Raw genomic sequence first — 15,879 nt, forward strand, 5'->3', positions numbered from 1 at the left:
CCGGTCCGGATTCGCTCCGGCGTCCGATCGGCCGCCACACATTCGCACGCCGCCCGGGGCACTCCTATGCCGCAACTCCGGGGAAAATCAGGCCGATACGGCAGCCCGCGCGCACCTCGGCGGGCCAACACCGCCCCGCACAGGGTGAATTCGAGATTCTGCCGCTACGACTTCCCCGGCCTCGGCGCGACCCCGCGCCGAAGGCCCTCAGCGCGGGGTCGAGCTGGAGGCCCGCACCACGAGTTCCGGCTGGAGCACCACGCTGCGGTGCTCATGGGTGCCGTCCTCGTCGTCCGACTCCTCCAGCAGGAGCTCCGCGGCCATCCGGCCCATCACGGCCGCGGGCTGGCGGACGGAGGTGAGCGGTACGGCAGCGGCGGCGGCGAATTCGATGTCGTCGTAGCCGACGATGGCCATGTCGTGCGGCACCCGGACGCCCGCCGCGTACAACGCCTGGAGCACCCCCAGGGCGAGCAGGTCGTTGGCGCAGAACACCGCGGTCGGCCGGGGCACCAGGCCCAGCAGCCGGGCTCCGGCGTCGCGGCCCGCCGACACGTCCAGGCGGTCGGAAGGGATCTCGACGAGCGCCTCGGGCGGCAGTCCGGCGTCGGCGAGGGCCGACAGGGCGCCTTCGCGCCGGTCCCTGATCTGATGGAGATCGCCCGGCCCGCTGACGTACGCCACCGAGCGGTGACCGGCCGCGACCAGATGGCCGACGGCGAGGGCGCCGCCGCGCACGTCGTCGACGGAGACCGCGCAGGTCCCCGTGCCGGGCGCCACCCGGTCCACCAGCACGAAGGGGATCCGGTGCCGGCCGAACGCCTCCAGGTTCCGGCCGGTGGCGTCGGTCGGGGTGACCAGGACGCCGCAGACCCGCTGCTCGGCGAAGAGTCCGAGGTACTCGGCCTCCTCCGCCGGGCTCTGGTCGCTGTTGCAGACCATGACGCCGAGACCGGCCTCCCGGGCGGCGCGCTCGGCGCCGCGGGCCACGTCCACGAAGAACGGGTTGCCCATGTCGAGGACGAGCAGGGCCATGATCCGGCTGCGGCCCGCCCTGAGCTGGCGTGCCGACTCGCTGCGTACGTATCCGAGTTCCTCGATGGCGGCGAGCACCCGGGCGCGGGTCTCCGGCAGCACCGCCTCGGGCCGGTTGATCACGTTGGAGACGGTGCCCACGGAGACTCCGGCCTGCCGGGCCACATCCTTGATCCCTGCCACGTGCGCCACTCGCCCCGCCCCACTGATGCCGTCGGCCGCGCCGGTCCGCGGCGTGCCCTCATCGTACGGATGTCCACTCCCCCGCCCCGGGCAGAGGGGCAGGGGTCAGATGCCGTGCTTCTTGAGGATGGCCTCGATGTCGCTGAAGTCCTCGGCCGGAGCGGCGGACCGCTGCGGGGACTTCGTCCCCGGACGCGCCCGGGAGTCCGCGAGCCCCGCCCCCAGCGAGGGCGCCGAGGCCGCGGGGGCCACCGCTTCGCCCTGGGCCGCCCGTGCGGCGGCCCTGCGTTCCTTGCGGGTGCCGCCGCCCCGGCGCTCGATCGCGCGGGTGGTCGAGAACAGCACCCAGGCCACGGCGAGCAGCCCGAAGCCGATCCAGACACTCGGCTTGAAGGCGATCCCCGCGACCCAGTCCACGACCCCGGTCAGCACCAGGGCGATCGGGACCAGGGAGTAGGCGGCGATCCGGGTCGCGGCGAGGAAGCGCTTTCGCCAGGCGGTGACGGCGGCGATGCCCAGGCCCGCCGCGGACACCGCGGAGCAGATGGTCTCGGCAAGCATCGGTGCCTCCAGGCGCAAGGGGAAACGTCCCTTCCATCCTGCACCGGTGACCGGTCGGGTGGCCATGATCCGGGACCGCATCAGGGACATTTCAGGGCCGGTATCCTCCCCAGGTGCCGATCGGAGGTGCACCCGTCGTACGGTGCCCCGGCGAACCGGGGGTACCGATTGGGAGGCTCGCGCGGGCCCTGGGAGACTGGCCGTATGAGCGATTCCACCCCTGCGGCCCCCGTCGTCCTCGACCTCTGGTGCGAGCTCCAGTGCCCCGACTGCCACCAGGCCCTCACCGATGTGCGTGCCCTGCGGGCCAAGTACGGCGACCGGCTGGACGTGCGGCTGCGGCACTTCCCGCTGGAGAAGCACAAGCACGCCCACGCCGCCGCGCAGGCAGCCGAGGAGGCCGCCGCGCAGGGCAAGGACTGGCCGTACGTCGAGGCGGTGCTCGCCAGGACCGCCGACCTCGCCCGCACCGGCGAGCCGCTGCTGATCGAGGTGGCACGGGAACTCGGCCTGGACGCCGAGGAGATGGACACCGCGCTGATCGACGGCCGGCACACGCTGATCGTCGACGCCGACGAGGCCGAGGGCAAGGCGATCGGAGTCACCGGCACCCCGACCTATGTGATCGGCGACGAGCGGCTGGACGGCGGCAAGAGCCAGGACGGGCTGCGCGAGCGGATCGAGGAGATCGTCGACCGGCTGCTCGCCGAGCAGGGCTGAGCGGCCCCGCCCTCAGAGGTTCTTGGCCAGGTTGTACTGGGTCGTCCGGTATCCGAGCGACTCGTACAGCCGCAGGGCGGGCGTGTTGGCGGCGAACACATGCAGTCCGAGGCGCCGGGCACCCGCGGCCAGGGTGATGTGCTCCGCCTGCTGCATCAGGGCACGCCCGTGGCCCCGGCCCCGGTACTCCTCGCCCACCTCCACGTCGTAGACGAAGCCGCTCACCTCGCCGTCGTCACCCTCGCGCACCGACACCCACACATGGCCGACGACCACTCCCCCGGTGACGAGGACGTGGAAGTGCATGCCCTCGGTGTCCATTCCGGCCGGCAGGTTGCGGGCGTGGTCGGAGCGGGACTTGTGCATGGCCTGCTCGACCGGAACACCCTGGTCGATCCAGGACTGCGCGTATGTGTCGACACTGGTGCGCTGCCAGGCCGCGAACTCCTCGGCCGTCATCTCCCTGGCCACGACACCGTCCGGGAGCACGGGGGCCGTCGGGCCGAGGCCCTTGAGCATGTTGCGGCTGCGTCCGGTGTACCCGAGTGCGGCCGCCAGGCGTCCGGCCCCCTCGTTGCCCTCCGGCACCGACAGGTGCAGTTGGCCGCAGCCCCATCCGCGCAGCACCTCCTCGGCGGCGAGCAAGGCGATGGTGCCGCGGCCCCGGCGCCGGCTCGGTTCGTCGATGGTCAGGGAGCGCAGCTCGCCGGTGGCCGTACCGAATCCCGGATCGGTGCCGATCTCGACGGCGCCGACGGGCCGCCCGTTGTCGCACACGTCGTACGTGCGGCTCTTAGCGCCGTCGGCGCCCTGCTGGACCGGCCCGGTCGGCCGGAGGGTGGTGGTCATCGCAGATGTTCTATCCGCTGCGCCCGGGTCCGTCACCTCGATTTACGGATCGAGGTCGTTCCCGGCCCGCTCGTCGAAGATCCGCATGGCCTTGGCGGTCACCGGTCCGGGCCCGCCGGGCAGCTCCCGGCCGTCGACCCGGTGGACGGCCTGCACATCGCGCAGGGTGGAGGTGAGGAAGATCTCCTCGGCCCGCTCCAGGATGTCGAACGGCAGCTCGGTCTCCTGTGCGCCCGTCCACTCCACGGTCAGTGCGCGGGTGATCCCGGCGAGGCAGCCGGAGGCGACCGGCGGGGTGTGCAGCTGCCCGTCGAGGACGACGAAGACATTGGACCCGGTGCCCTCGCAGAGCTGTCCGGCCGTGTTGGCGAAGAGCGCCTCCGAGGCGCCGTGCTCATGGGCGCGGGCGAGGGCGACGACGTTCTCGGCGTACGAAGTGGTCTTGAGCCCGGTGAGCGCGCCGCGTTCGTTGCGGGTCCAGGGGACGGTGATCACAGCGGTGGTGTCGGGGCGGCGGCCCGCCTCGCCGAGGGCGACGACGAGGCCGGGGCCTGCGTCACCGCGGTCGGAGCCGAGCGGGGAGAGCCCTCCGGTGAAGGTGATCCGCAGCCTGCCCCGCGGCATCGGGTTGGCGTCGATGACCTCGGCGCAGGCGCGGCGGACCTCGTCGAGGTCGGGGGCGGGGAGTCCGAGGCCGCGGGCCGAGCGGGCCAGCCGGTCGAGGTGGCGGGTGAGGGCGAAGGGCCTGCCGTCGACGGTCTTGACCGTCTCGAAGACGCCGTCCCCCACGGTGAGTCCGTGGTCGAGCACGGACACCCTGGCGTCTTCGGCGGCGCGCAGTTCGCCGTTGACCCACATCCTCATCACGCGGTCCTTCCTGTTGTTTCGTGAGCGCCCGACGCTACAGCGAGCAGTCGGGACGCCTTGAGTTCGGTCTCGTCCCATTCGCGTTCCGGATCGGAGCCCCAGGTGATGCCGGCCCCGGTGCCGAAGCGGAGGACCGGGGCGGTGCCGGTCCGGTCGATCCAGAAGGTGCGTATGCCGACGGCGAGCGACGCGGTGCGGCGGTCGGCGTCGACCCAGCCGATGCCTCCGCAGTAGGGCCCGCGCGGTGCGGTCTCCAGTTCCTCGATGATCCGCAGCGCGCTGGACTTGGGTGCCCCGGTGACCGAGCCGGGCGGAAACGCGGCGCCGAGGAGTTCGGGCCAGCCGGCACCCTCGGCGAGCTCCCCGCGCACGGTGGAGACGAGGTGGACCAGACCGGGGTGCTTCTCGACCACACAGAGGTCGGGGACGTTGACCGATCCGGTGGCGCAGACCCGGCCCAGGTCGTTGCGGACCAGGTCGACGATCATCACGTTCTCGGCGTGGTCCTTCTCCAGCAGGTCGGCCTCGGTGCGGCCGGTGCCCTTGATCGGTCCCGACTCGACGGTCCGGCCGTTCCGGCTCAGGAAGAGTTCGGGGGACGCGGTGGCGATCTCCACGCCGTGCCTGGGAAGCCGAATCGTTCCTGCATAGGGGGCGGGGTTGCCGCGGGCGAGCAGCGCGGTCAGCGCGTCCACGTCGGCGGCGTCCGGGTCGGGCAGCGGCGCGGTCATCACCCGGCAGAGGTTGGCCTGGTAGACCTCGCCCGCCTCGATGTACGCGCGGATCCGCCGTACGCCCGCGAGGTACGCGACCCGGCCCAGGGAGGAATTCCAGTCACCGGCCGCGGGCCCGCGCCAGGCGCCCCGCACGGGAGCGGGCACCTCCTCGGTGCGTACGGAGCCGAAGCGCGCGCAGACGAGACGGCCCTCGAAATCGGCGGACACGGCCCAGAAGCCGGTCGATTCGAGGGCTGCGGGATCACTGGTCACGTCCCGCAGATCGGACGCGACGAGGCCGCCGAAGCGGGCCATTGGGGCGAGGTCGAGCACGTCGTCGAGTCTAGGACGGTGCGCGATGACCTGCGCCGGGGCGGGCGCACCTCAGCACGCTGCACAAACGCGTTTTTGTACTGGCCCGGGAATCCGCTAGAGTTCAACACGTCGCCGGGACGCGCAAGCGGACCGGGAAAGACAAGCGGACGTAGCTCAGTTGGTAGAGCGCAACCTTGCCAAGGTTGAGGTCGCCAGTTCGAACCTGGTCGTCCGCTCGCAGAAGGTGGGGGATCTTCCCGAACCCCCACCCCTGGTGGAGTGGCCGAGAGGCGAGGCAACGGCCTGCAAAGCCGTCTACACGGGTTCAAATCCCGTCTCCACCTCCAAGGACGATTAGCTCAGCGGGAGAGCGCTTCCCTGACACGGAAGAGGTCACTGGTTCAATCCCAGTATCGTCCACCGGTCCGCAAGGATCCCCGCGCGATTAGCTCAGCGGGAGAGCGCTTCCCTGACACGGAAGAGGTCACTGGTTCAATCCCAGTATCGCGCACGCAGTACACGCAGGTTCACCCTGCGCGATTAGCTCAGCGGGAGAGCGCTTCCCTGACACGGAAGAGGTCACTGGTTCAATCCCAGTATCGCGCACCAGCAAAAGCCCCGGTCGTTCCGACGACCGGGGCTTTTCCGTGCCTGGCGTGCGTACCGGCGCACTGACACTGCGGGCCCGGACGGAGATGTCCGGGCCCACGGTCGGGCACTCGCCGGTGTCGGCCCGTTCGGCCCGTTCAGGACGAGAAGAGCATGTGGCCGAAGCTCTTGTGCCGGTAGTGACCGCCGTGGTGGCCGCCGTGGTGCTGCGGGGCTCCCCAGGCGGGCCCCGGGGCGGCCGGGTAGGCCTGCGGGGCCGGCGGGACGGGCGGGGCCTGCTGCGTCCACTGCGCCTCGATGCGGGTGAGGGACTCCAGCTCGCCGTAGTCGAGGAAGATTCCCCGGCAGCCGCTGCACTGCTCGATCTGTATGCCGTTGCGGTTGTACGTGTGCATCTGTGCGTGGCACTTGGGACACTGCATGGTTCGGCTCACTCCTCGCCGTCGGGTCGCCGTCGACGGAATGCGTGCCCGCCGACGGTCGGTTCAGCCTACGACGAGCGCGCGGCGCCCAACTCGGGCGGGAGGGCCGCGATTCGGGCACAGGCATCGATCATCGTCTGCTCCACCTCATCCGGAGTCCGGCCCTCCGTCGCGGACTTGGCGAACGCCAGCGCGGCGGTCTGGACGGTCAGGGCTCGGGCCGGTACGTCCAGCTCCGGCCAGGGGTCGCCCTCGGCCCGCACGGCGGGGCCGCCCGCTGCCCGGTAGGCGTCCAGGAAGCGGAGCCAGACCTCGGAGGGCAGGATCCCGGCCGCGTACCAGGCGGCGGGGCGGGCGAGGTCCCAGGCGGGGTCGCCGATACCGGCGTCGTCGACGTCGATGAGCAGCCAGGGTCCGTCCGGGGCCGGGTGGCGGACGAGCTGGCCGAGGTGCAGATCTCCGTGGCAGAGAAAGCCCGAGCGGTGCGGGGGCGCGGGGGCCTCGTCGCGGGCCCAGGCCGGCAGCCGGCGCCAGGCTTCGAGTACGGGGGCGGTGACCGGGTCGGCCGGGCGGGCGGCGCGCATCCGGGCGACGGCGAGCGCGGCCTTCGCGGGGCCCCGCATGGGCGGGAGCGCGCGGGCGGACGGGACCGGGGCCCGGTGCAGTCCGGCGAGCAGTGTGGCGGCCTCCTCCCAGGGGGCGGCGTCGGGGTCGCCGGGGTCGACGGGGCGGCCGTGCGGCCACAGGGTGACGGGGCGGCCGTCGAGGGCGGCGGACGGCGCGGCGGGCCGGGGTTCCAGCGGGGCGAGCAGGATGCCGGTGAGGTGCGGGTCGTGCGCGAGGCTCAGCCGGGCGAGCAGGCCGGGGACGTCCGTGCCGGGGGCGTGGGCCTTGGCGACGACGGCCCCGCTGCGGACCACCGTGCCGTCCGCGCGGTCCGCGAGCACCGCCGGGGGCGGGCAGGCGCAGGGGTCTTCGGGGTGTGCGTGGGCGGCCCGGTGGGCGAGGGCGCCCAGCACGCGTACGGCTGCGGTGGTCACGGTCTCCCCCGGTGGTGAACGGGTACGGGCGGCCCGGTCCGCACCGGGCCCGCCGATGAGCGTACGCGCGCCGTACGGGGTCGCGGGCGGGGAGATCGTCGTGGCCGGTGCGGTCGGCACCGTGTCGCGCACGGGCCCGGAAAGCGCGATGTCCGGTCAGCTCCCCAGCTGACCGGACAAACGCTGCCGTCCGCCGCACCCCCGTCCCCACGGGGTTGTTGGCCGGATGTCCCGGTCCGGACCGCTCTTCCGGACCCGGGGCGCCGCTCAGCGCCCCAGCATCACGCCCACGGACGACGCCTGTGTGACCACTGCGTCCCAGCCGCCGAAGACGACCACGAGCAGGGCCGCCAGAGGAAGAACCATCGCCGTCGCCACCAGGGGGTGGCGCGTCCCGGACGACGGGCGGCCGCCGAACGGGGCAGGGACCCTGCGCCCCGCGCGGGTCATGGTCCGCGTTGCCGTGTCCGCCATGGTTCCTCTCCTGACTCGATGTGGGGCGGCGGGTGTGTGACCTCGGGGGACGAGTGCTGCACCCACCGCTTGACCTCAACATTAGGGACGCGCGGGGCGGCGGGCGTCATGCCCGCGTACCGATTGCCGGGCCTCCCGGAGGATGAGCCCCGGGCCACCGATGTACTCCCCTGGGTGGAGACCGGGCTGATGATCCCGGGGACATCCCGGAGGGGGCGCCGCGAACGTCCCGTGATGGCGGAGTCGTCGTCGGGGGGCGCGGCCCGTCGGTGCGTACGGCCGCGTCCACCGTGACTTCACTCACCCTTTCCGCCCCGGGTTCCCTGTGGTCGGCCGCGGTGCACCGGCGCGGGCGTCGTGCGCCGGTGCGGGCCGGGGCCCGTGCCACGGCGCCGGGCAACCGGTGCGGCTCCAACCCCCCGTCGCCGCACCCGTCTTGGGGCCGGGTCCGGTCCGGCGCCCGGTCCGCCCCGTCCGTACGGTCCGTCATGGGCCGTGCCGGGCGCCGACAATCGGTCGAGAGGTGAGGGCGCGGCCTCTGAGCGCCCCGGGCGCCGGGTACGTAAGCTGTGCCTCGTCAGGCGGACCAGGCAGCGGGGATGGGCAGACATGGCGATGATGCGGCTCCGGCGCGAGGACCCGCGTGTCGTCGGCTCGTTCAGGCTGCACAGGCGACTGGGAGCAGGCGGCATGGGTGTCGTCTACCTGGGGTCCGACCGGCGGGGACAGCGGGTGGCACTGAAGGTGATCCGCCCGGATCTGGCGGAGGACCAGGAGTTCCGGTCCCGTTTCGCGCGCGAGGTGTCCGCCGCCCGGCGGATCCGGGGCGGCTGCACGGCGCGGCTGGTGGCCGCGGACCTGGAGGCGGACCGCCCGTGGTTCGCCACCCAGTACGTCCCGGGGCCCTCGCTGCACGACAAGGTCGCCGAGGAGGGACCGCTGTCGGCCGCGGAGGTGGCCTCGATCGGGGCCGCGCTCTCCGAGGGGCTGGTGGCGGTGCACGAGGCCGGTGTCGTCCACCGTGACCTGAAGCCGTCGAACATCCTCCTCTCCCCCAAGGGCCCCCGGATCATCGACTTCGGGATCGCCTGGGCGACCGGGGCCTCCACTCTCACCCATGTCGGTACGGCAGTGGGTTCGCCGGGATTCCTCGCGCCCGAGCAGGTGCGCGGGGCGGCCGTGACGCCTGCGACCGATGTGTTCTCGCTCGGTGCCACGCTCGCCTACGCGGCCATGGCCGACTCGCCTTTCGGACACGGGAGTTCCGAGGTGATGCTGTACCGCGTGGTGCACGAGGAACCCCAGCTGCGTGATGTGCACGACGCGCTCGCACCGCTGGTGAGCGCCTGTCTGGCGAAGGATCCCGAGGAGCGGCCGAGCACGCTCCAACTCTCCATGCGGCTCAAGGAGATCGCGGCGCGCGAGGCGCAGGGGCTGCACGAGAGCCGCCCGCCCGTGCAGCGTTCGGCGCAGGAGCTGGACCGGCCGACCGGCCGTCTCGACGGCCCGTACACCGAGCAGCAGACCCGGCGTTCGGCTCCTCCCGCGCCCCGTCAGCAGAAGCAGAAGCAACCGCAGGGCAGCAGGCCGTCCCCGTCCTCGCGGGCCGGATCGCCCCGGACCGGCGGTTCGCGTCCCCAGCAGCATCAGCCGACGCGGGGCACGCGGCCGGGCAGGCGCCCGCAGGGTGCGAAGGGGACGAACGGCCGGCCGGGTACCCGGCCCGGGACCCGTACGACGTCGACGGGGCTGCGTCCCGCCAATCCGCGGTTGCTGCGGCAGCGGCTCGTCGTCTTCGTGGTGGTGACGCTGCTGGTGGCACTCGGCATCGCGGCGGCCCAGGGCTGCCAGGGGCCGTCCCAGGGGCTGGGTACGGATCCGGGCCGGCACGGGACCCCGGTCCAGGCGCGGGTCGAAACCCCGCCCGAGGGCCGGTCGCTCCTCTAGCCGGTCGGTCCGGTCGCTCCCGCGGGGTCTGTCGTCAGTTCTGCGGGCGGCCCGATGCCACGGCGTAGAAGGCGACCGCCGCGGCCGCTCCCACGTTGAGCGAGTCGACGCCGTGCGCCATCGGGATGCGTACCCATTCGTCGGCGGCGACCAGGGCCCGGGTGGACAGCCCGTCGCCCTCGGCGCCGAGCATCAGCGCCACCTTGTCCATCCGGTGGGGTGCCGCCTCGTCGATGCTGCCGGCCTTCTCGTCCGGGGTCAGCGCGAGGAGCCTGAAGCCCGCTTCCCGTACCGCTTCCAGGTCCTTGGGCCAGATGTCGAGGCGGGCGTAGGGGACGGCGAAGACCGCGCCCATCGAGACCTTGACGGAGCGCCGGTAGAGCGGGTCGGCGCAGTCCGGGGAGAGCAGTACGGCGTCCATGCCGAGGGCGGCGGCGCTGCGGAAGATCGCCCCGATGTTGGTGTGGTCGTTGACGGCCTCCATGACGACCACCCTGCGGGCCGTCGTCAGCAGTTCGTCGGCCGTCGGCAGCGGCTTGCGCTGCATCGACGCGAGGGCTCCGCGGTGGACGTGGTAGCCGGTGACACGTTCGGCGAGCTCGGGGCTGACCGCGTACACCGGGGCCGGGACCTCGTCGATGACGTCCCGCATCAGGTCGACCCACTTCGCCGAGAGCAGCATCGACCGCATCTCGTACCCGGCGTGCCGGGCGCGTCTGATCACCTTCTCGCCCTCGGCGATGAAGAGGCCCTCCGCGGGCTCCCGCCTGCGCCGGAGTTCGACGTCGGTGAGTCCGGTGTAGTCGCGCAGTCGGGGGTCGTCGGGGTCGTCGACGGTGATGAGATCAGCCACGGGTTCGATACTGCCTTGTCCGGTGTGTGGTGCCAACGGCTCGGGAGAAGATCCGTTACCGCTGGTTACTCGACGGGGGTGCGGGGCGTCCCGGCCCGGCTACCCGGCGGGGAGCGGTGCGGTGTCGGGGCCGATGGCGACGACGTCTCCGATGACGATGACGGCCGGGGGACGCACGTCCTCGGCGGCGGCCCGCTCCGCGACCGTCGCCAGGGTGGCGTCGACGCGGCGCTGGGAGGCCGTGGTGCCCTCCTGGACCAGGGCGACCGGGGTGTCAGGGGACTTGCCGTGGGCGACGAGGGCCTTGGCGATGGCGCCGATCTTGTCCACGGCCATCAGCAGCACGAGGGTGCCGCGCAGCTGCGCGAGCGCCGCCCAGTCGACCAGCGAACGCTCGTCGTCGGGGGCGACATGGCCGCTGACGACGGTGAACTCATGGGCGACCCCGCGGTGGGTGACGGGGATTCCGGCCGCGCCGGGCACGGAGATCGAGCTGGAGATACCGGGGACGACGGTGCACGGGATGCCTTCGGCGGCGAGCGCCTGCGCCTCCTCCATGCCCCGGCCGAAGACGAACGGGTCGCCGCCCTTGAGCCGTACGACGGCCTTGCCCGCCCTGGCGTGCTCGATGAGCGCCTGGTTGATCGCCTCCTGCGCCATGAAGCGGCCGTAGGGGATCTTCGCCGCGTCGATCACCTGGACGTGCGGCGGCAGTTCGTCGAGCAGGTCGCGCGGGCCGAGCCGGTCGGCGATGACCACATCGGCCTCGGCGAGGAGGCGGCGGCCGCGCACGGTGATCAGGTCGGGGTCGCCGGGGCCGCCGCCGACCAGGGAGACGCCGGGGGCGGGCCGGGTGCGGTGGTGCGGGGCGGCGAGCGTGCCGTCGCGCAGCGCCTCGACGATGGCGTCGCGGACGGCGGCGGAGTGGCGCGGGTCGCGGCCCTGGGCGTCGGTGGAGAGGACGGCGACGGTCACGCCCTCGCTGCGGCCGGTGGCCGGGGTCCAGGCGGTGGCCACGTCGGCGTTGTCGCTGCGCACGCACCAGGTACGGGTGCGCTCGGCCTCGGCGGACGCGGCGTCGTTCGCGGCGTCGTCGTCGGAGGCGATGAGCGCGTACCAGGTGTCCGTCAGGTCCCCGTCCTCGTACCGGCGGCGCTCCCAGCGGATCTCGCCGGCGTCGGCCATCGCCTCGACGGACGGGGTCGCGGACGGCGATACGAGAGTGATGTCGGCGCCCGCCGCGATGAGTGCCGGGAGGCGGCGCTGCGCGACCTGGCCGCCGCCGACGACGACGACGCGGCGCCCGCTCAGGCGCAGTCCGACGGGGTACGCGGGGTGATCGGCGTGCTCGGCCATGGCGGTGCGGACTCCTCGTGCGATGCGGGGTGCGGGCCGCTGCGGCGATGGAGCGGCTGTGACGTGCGGTTTCGTGGGGCGTGGGTCCACGATACGGGGTGCGCCGGGGGGTGTGGCGGGCACTGCGGTGGCAGGAGTGGGCGCCTGCGGCCGGCCTTCCCTCCCCCGCCCCTTCCCGATGGCCGGGGCTCCGCCCCGGACCCCGCTCCTCGACCGCCCGGGGGCTTGAGGAGCGGGGTGCGGTCTACTTCTCCGTCACGCCCGCCGAGTCGAACGTCGCGACTTCGTGCATCGCACGCGCCGCGCTCTGGACGATCGGGAGCGCCAGCAGCGCGCCCGTTCCTTCGCCGAGGCGGAGGTCGAGGTCGACCAGGGGACGCAGGCCCAGCTTGTTGAGCGCGGCGACATGGCCGGGCTCGGCGCTGCGGTGACCGGCGATGCAGGCGGCCAGGGCCTCGGGGGCGATCGCCCGCGCGACCAGGGCCGCGGCGCCCGCGCTCACGCCGTCGAGGATGACGGGCGTACGGAGCGAGGCACCGCCCAGCAGGAAGCCGGCCATCGCGGCGTGCTCCAGGCCGCCGACCGCCGCCAGGACGCCGATCGGGTCGGCCGGGTCGGGCTGGTGGAGTTCGAGGGCCCGGCGGACCACGTCGACCTTGCGGGCGTGCATCTCGTCGTTGATGCCGGTACCGCGACCGGTCACCTCGGCCGGGTCCATGCCCGTGTACACGCAGATCAACGCGGCCGACGCCGTGGTGTTGGCGATCCCCATCTCACCGGTGAGCAGGCCCTTGTTGCCCGCCGCGACCAGATCGCGGGCGGTCTCGATGCCGACCTCGATGGCCGCGAGCACCTCCTCGCGGCTGAGCGCGGGACCGGTCGTGAAGTCGGCGGTCCCGGCGCGCACCTTGCGGGGCAGCAGCCCCGGCGTCGCGGGCAGCTCCATGGCCACGCCGACGTCGACCACGCACACCTCGGCGCCGACCTGGGCCGCGAAGGCGTTGCAGACCGCGCCGCCGCCGAGGAAGTTGGCGACCATCTGGCCGGTGACCTCCTGCGGCCAGGCGGTGACGCCCTGGGCGTGCACGCCGTGGTCGCCCGCGAAGATCGCGACGGCCGCGGGCTCGGGGATCGGCGGCGGGCACATCCGGGAGAGCCCGGAGAGCTGCGCCGAGATGATCTCCAGCATGCCGAGCGCACCGGCCGGCTTGGTCATCCGCTTCTGGCGCTCCCACGCCTCGCCGAGCGCCTTGGCGTCCAGCGGGCGGATGCTGGAGATGGTCTCCTGCAGCAGGTCGTGCGGCTCCTCGCCGGGCAGGGCACGGCGGCCGTAGGTCTCCTCGTGGACGACCCAGGACAGCGGGCGGCGCTTGGACCAGCCCGCCTGCATCAGTTCGGGCTCCTCGGGGAACTCGTCGACGTAACCCACGCACAGGTAGGCGACGACTTCGAGGTGCTCGGGCAGGCCCAGGGCGCGGACCATCTCGCGCTCGTCGAAGAAGCTGACCCAGCCGACACCGAGCCCCTCGGCGCGCGCGGCCAGCCAGAGGTTCTCGACGGCGAGCGCGGAGGAGTACGGGGCCATCTGCGGCTGGGTGTGCCGGCCGAGGGTGTGGCGGCCTCCGCGAGTGGGGTCGGCGGTGACGACGATGTTCACCGGGGTGTCGAGGATGGCCTCGATCTTCAGTTCCTTGAACTGCTTGGCCCGGCCCTTGGGCAGCGACTTGGCGTAGGCGTCGCGCTGGCGCTGGGCCAGTTCGTGCATGGAGCGACGGGTCTCCGCCGAGCGGATGACGACGAAGTCCCAGGGCTGCGAGTGGCCGACGCTGGGCGCCGTGTGCGCGGCTTCGAGGACGCGGAGCAGGACCTCGTGCGGGATGGGGTCGCTGCGGAAGCCGTTGCGGATGTCACGGCGCTCACGCATGACGCGGAGCACCGCCTCGCGCTCGGCGTCGTCGTAGCCGGGGGCCGGCGGACCGGCGGCAGCCGCGGGCTCGTCGGCCTCGGACGCCTCGGGGGCTTCCGCCTGAGCGGCCTCCGGCTCGACGGGTTCCTGGGGCAGGTCCTCGGGCTGTACGGGGTCCACGTGCCCGGTCTCCGGGGCCTCCGTGCTCTCCGCCGCCGTGGGCTCCGCGGGCGGGGTGGCTTCCGCGGGGGCCGCGGTGTCCGTGAGGTCCGGGGTCTCGATGACCTCCGGGCCCTGCTCGGACTCCCGCTCGGTCACCGCCGGGGCCTCGGCCTCGGCGGCGGGGGCGGGCTCAGGGGCCGCGACAACCTCGGCCGTCGCAGCGTTCTCGACGGCCTCGGCAGGCTCAGCGTTCACGACGGGCTCGGCAGCCTCGACGACCTCAGCGGTCGCGGCAGGCTCGACGGGCTCGGCAGCAGGCGCGGCCGACTCGGCAGGCTCGACGGCTCCCCCGGCCACCACGGCCTCAACGGCCTCCGGCTGGGGAGTCGGCACGGGCTCCATGGCGATCGCCACGCGCACGGGCTCGGCTTCGGGCTCTGCCTCGGCCACGGCTACGGGCTCCGCCTCGACTTCTACCGCGGGCTCCGCCGCGACGGGCTGTTCCGCGATGGGTGTCGGGGCCAGGTGCGGTGTCGTCGGCACCGAGCCCTCCACGGGCACGAACTGGCCCATGGGAACGGCTTCCGCGGCGCGCTGCGGCGCGATCGCCTCGGCGGGCGCCCCGGCGTCGGCGGGGATCTCGTCCGGCGTCCCGGCCTCGGCCGGGATCGGCTCGACGGCGGGAGCGGTCACGGCCGGAGCCGCTTCGGCCTCCGGCGCCACGGCCTCAGCGGCCTGAACCGGCTGCTCCGCCGGCACGGGCTCGGCGGCCTGCTCCGGAACGACCGATTCCGCGGCCGACGGTACGGCCTCCTGCTCCGGCGCCTGGGCCGCCCACGGGCTGCCGCCCTGCGGCAGGATCTCCCCGAGCTGCGGGCCCGGCAGCGCGGACGCGTCCTCGGCCGGCGCCTCGAAGAACTCCGGGCCGGTGGTCGGCGGACCGGCGTGCCGCGCGGGGGCCTGGGTACGGGCCTGCGTCTGGGGCGCGCCCGCGGGTCCGCGGTCGGCGAGCGAACGCACCACTCCGCCGGTCGGCGTCCCGCCGTACGTCGGCGAGCCGTCGGCCGCGACCGGGCCGCGGTGCAGCGGCCGGCGCACCGGTGTCTGGGGCTGGGCCGCCGGAGCGGGGGCCGGGGCGGGCGACGGAATGCGTACGCCCCTGAGGTCGACCGAACCGGAGTCGCGGCCACCGGACTCATGGGTCCCCTGGCCGGTCCCGGGCAGCGGCTCCGCCACCGTCTGCTGGGCGGCGTACGCGTCCGCGGCCTGCGTCTGGACGGGAGACTCCTGCACCTGGACCTGGACGGGGCCCTGGGGCTGAGCGGGGGCCTCATCGGCCTGCTGGGCGTAGGGCTGTGCCACCGGCTGGGCCTGGTAGGTGCCCTGTCCGGGCAGCGGCGTCCGAACGGCGCCCTCGGGGTACTGGCCAGGGGCCGGCACGGTCTGCGGGTCGCTCCAGGCGCCCTGGGGGCTCGGCATCAGGAGGAGGTCGTCGTCCTCGGAGACATGCTCGGAGGGAGCGAGGTAGGCGTAGGCATCCGGGGCGGCGACGCCCGGCTGCTCCACCATGCCTGCGTTCTCCGGCAGTCCCTCACCCGGGATCTGGCCGGTGTCACTCATGCGTACCCCTCGCCCATCGTCAGTGCTCCTTCGGCCCTACGCCCGGGACGCCCGAGCACGGCAGGCCGGTGCTCGTCAACAAGAACGAGCGGGCTCGCCGCGCGGCACGAACCGGTCGCGGACATACTGCATTCTCGCGGCCGTTCGCCGCCGCGGCAGCTCATTTCGCCACGGCCCGCTGTGGACTGCGCCACTTTGCGCGTCCCCCGGTGCTGCCGTACCACAACGGGGGCCAAAAGAGTCC

At 73.6% G+C, this 15,879-nt stretch carries 13 protein-coding genes and 5 tRNA genes; 7 read left to right on the forward strand and 11 right to left on the reverse strand.

Going from position 1 to position 15,879, the window contains the following annotated elements; translation table 11 throughout:
- Positions 1 to 207 precede the first annotated feature (207 nt).
- Together GA0115234_RS13030 and GA0115234_RS13035 are read right to left on the reverse strand one after the other, a co-directional pair.
- Positions 208 to 1,227 (reverse strand): LacI family DNA-binding transcriptional regulator, encoded by a 1,020-nt coding sequence (locus GA0115234_RS13030; protein WP_093541085.1) that lies wholly within the window; start codon positions 1,225 to 1,227, stop codon positions 208 to 210.
- Positions 1,228 to 1,323: 96 nt separating this feature from the next.
- Positions 1,324 to 1,779, reverse strand: coding sequence for a hypothetical protein (locus tag GA0115234_RS13035; RefSeq protein ID WP_093541604.1), 456 nt, complete (start codon positions 1,777 to 1,779; stop codon positions 1,324 to 1,326).
- Positions 1,780 to 1,983: 204 nt separating this feature from the next.
- On the opposite strand from GA0115234_RS13035, the gene GA0115234_RS13040 reads away from it, so the two are divergent.
- Positions 1,984 to 2,499: a DsbA family protein gene (locus GA0115234_RS13040; protein ID WP_093541087.1), complete on the forward strand. Its 516-nt coding sequence runs from the start codon at positions 1,984 to 1,986 to the stop codon at positions 2,497 to 2,499.
- Positions 2,500 to 2,511: 12 nt separating this feature from the next.
- On the opposite strand, the gene GA0115234_RS13045 is transcribed toward GA0115234_RS13040, so the two are convergent.
- Genes GA0115234_RS13045 through GA0115234_RS13055 form a run of 3 tightly spaced genes read right to left on the reverse strand, consistent with a single transcriptional unit; the run spans position 2,512 to position 5,246 of the window.
- Positions 2,512 to 3,348, reverse strand: a complete 837-nt coding sequence (locus tag GA0115234_RS13045) for a GNAT family N-acetyltransferase (RefSeq protein ID WP_093541089.1) — start codon at positions 3,346 to 3,348, stop codon at positions 2,512 to 2,514.
- 42 nt (positions 3,349 to 3,390) lie between these two features.
- Positions 3,391 to 4,212 carry an aminotransferase class IV gene (locus tag GA0115234_RS13050; RefSeq protein ID WP_093541091.1) on the reverse strand — a complete coding sequence of 274 codons (822 nt, stop codon included), beginning with the start codon at positions 4,210 to 4,212 and terminating at the stop codon, positions 3,391 to 3,393.
- Positions 4,212 to 5,246 carry a chorismate-binding protein gene (locus GA0115234_RS13055; RefSeq protein WP_093541093.1) on the reverse strand — a complete coding sequence of 345 codons (1,035 nt, stop codon included), beginning with the start codon at positions 5,244 to 5,246 and terminating at the stop codon, positions 4,212 to 4,214. The genes GA0115234_RS13050 and GA0115234_RS13055 overlap by 1 nt, the downstream gene beginning before the upstream one ends.
- A gap of 163 nt (positions 5,247 to 5,409) precedes the next feature.
- Here GA0115234_RS13055 and GA0115234_RS13060 point away from each other — a divergent pair.
- The 5 genes from GA0115234_RS13060 (at position 5,410) to GA0115234_RS13080 (ending at position 5,855) form a co-directional block, all read left to right on the forward strand.
- Positions 5,410 to 5,482: transfer RNA gene (locus GA0115234_RS13060), tRNA-Gly, on the forward strand.
- A gap of 37 nt (positions 5,483 to 5,519) precedes the next feature.
- Positions 5,520 to 5,593 (forward strand) — tRNA-Cys (locus GA0115234_RS13065).
- Between the two features lies 1 nt (position 5,594).
- Positions 5,595 to 5,666: transfer RNA gene (locus tag GA0115234_RS13070), tRNA-Val, on the forward strand.
- 19 nt (positions 5,667 to 5,685) lie between these two features.
- Positions 5,686 to 5,757: transfer RNA gene (locus GA0115234_RS13075), tRNA-Val, on the forward strand.
- Between the two features lie 23 nt (positions 5,758 to 5,780).
- A tRNA-Val gene (locus GA0115234_RS13080) sits at positions 5,781 to 5,855 on the forward strand.
- A gap of 137 nt (positions 5,856 to 5,992) precedes the next feature.
- On the opposite strand, the gene GA0115234_RS13085 is transcribed toward GA0115234_RS13080, so the two are convergent.
- The 3 genes from GA0115234_RS13085 to GA0115234_RS13095 form a co-directional block, all read right to left on the reverse strand.
- A complete protein-coding gene (locus GA0115234_RS13085; protein WP_093541095.1) occupies positions 5,993 to 6,277 on the reverse strand; it encodes a TFIIB-type zinc ribbon-containing protein in 285 nt (94 codons plus the stop codon).
- Positions 6,278 to 6,345: 68 nt separating this feature from the next.
- Entirely contained in the window at positions 6,346 to 7,317 is a 972-nt protein-coding gene (locus tag GA0115234_RS13090; RefSeq protein WP_093541606.1) for an aminoglycoside phosphotransferase family protein, read from the reverse strand.
- Between the two features lie 267 nt (positions 7,318 to 7,584).
- Positions 7,585 to 7,791, reverse strand: coding sequence for a hypothetical protein (locus tag GA0115234_RS13095; protein ID WP_093541097.1), 207 nt, complete (start codon positions 7,789 to 7,791; stop codon positions 7,585 to 7,587).
- A 609-nt stretch (positions 7,792 to 8,400) separates the two neighbouring features.
- Here GA0115234_RS13095 and GA0115234_RS13100 point away from each other — a divergent pair.
- Positions 8,401 to 9,738, forward strand: coding sequence for a serine/threonine-protein kinase (locus GA0115234_RS13100; RefSeq protein ID WP_237541318.1), 1,338 nt, complete (start codon positions 8,401 to 8,403; stop codon positions 9,736 to 9,738).
- A 34-nt stretch (positions 9,739 to 9,772) separates the two neighbouring features.
- Here the strand turns inward: GA0115234_RS13100 and GA0115234_RS13105 are convergent, their stop codons facing one another.
- The 3 genes from GA0115234_RS13105 to cobT all read right to left on the reverse strand — a co-directional run bounded on the left by GA0115234_RS13105 (position 9,773) and on the right by cobT (position 15,635).
- Positions 9,773 to 10,591, reverse strand: coding sequence for a TrmH family RNA methyltransferase (locus GA0115234_RS13105; RefSeq protein WP_093541099.1), 819 nt, complete (start codon positions 10,589 to 10,591; stop codon positions 9,773 to 9,775).
- A gap of 99 nt (positions 10,592 to 10,690) precedes the next feature.
- Entirely contained in the window at positions 10,691 to 11,947 is a 1,257-nt protein-coding gene (cobA, locus tag GA0115234_RS13110; protein WP_093541101.1) for a uroporphyrinogen-III C-methyltransferase, read from the reverse strand.
- A gap of 244 nt (positions 11,948 to 12,191) precedes the next feature.
- On the reverse strand, positions 12,192 to 15,635 hold the full coding sequence (gene cobT, locus GA0115234_RS13115) for a nicotinate-nucleotide--dimethylbenzimidazole phosphoribosyltransferase (protein WP_093541103.1): 3,444 nt from the start codon (positions 15,633 to 15,635) through the stop codon (positions 12,192 to 12,194).
- Between the last annotated feature and the right edge of the window lie 244 nt (positions 15,636 to 15,879).

The organism is Streptomyces sp. DvalAA-43, from assembly GCF_900091725.1.
Lineage (GTDB): Bacteria > Actinomycetota > Actinomycetes > Streptomycetales > Streptomycetaceae > Streptomyces > Streptomyces pulveraceus.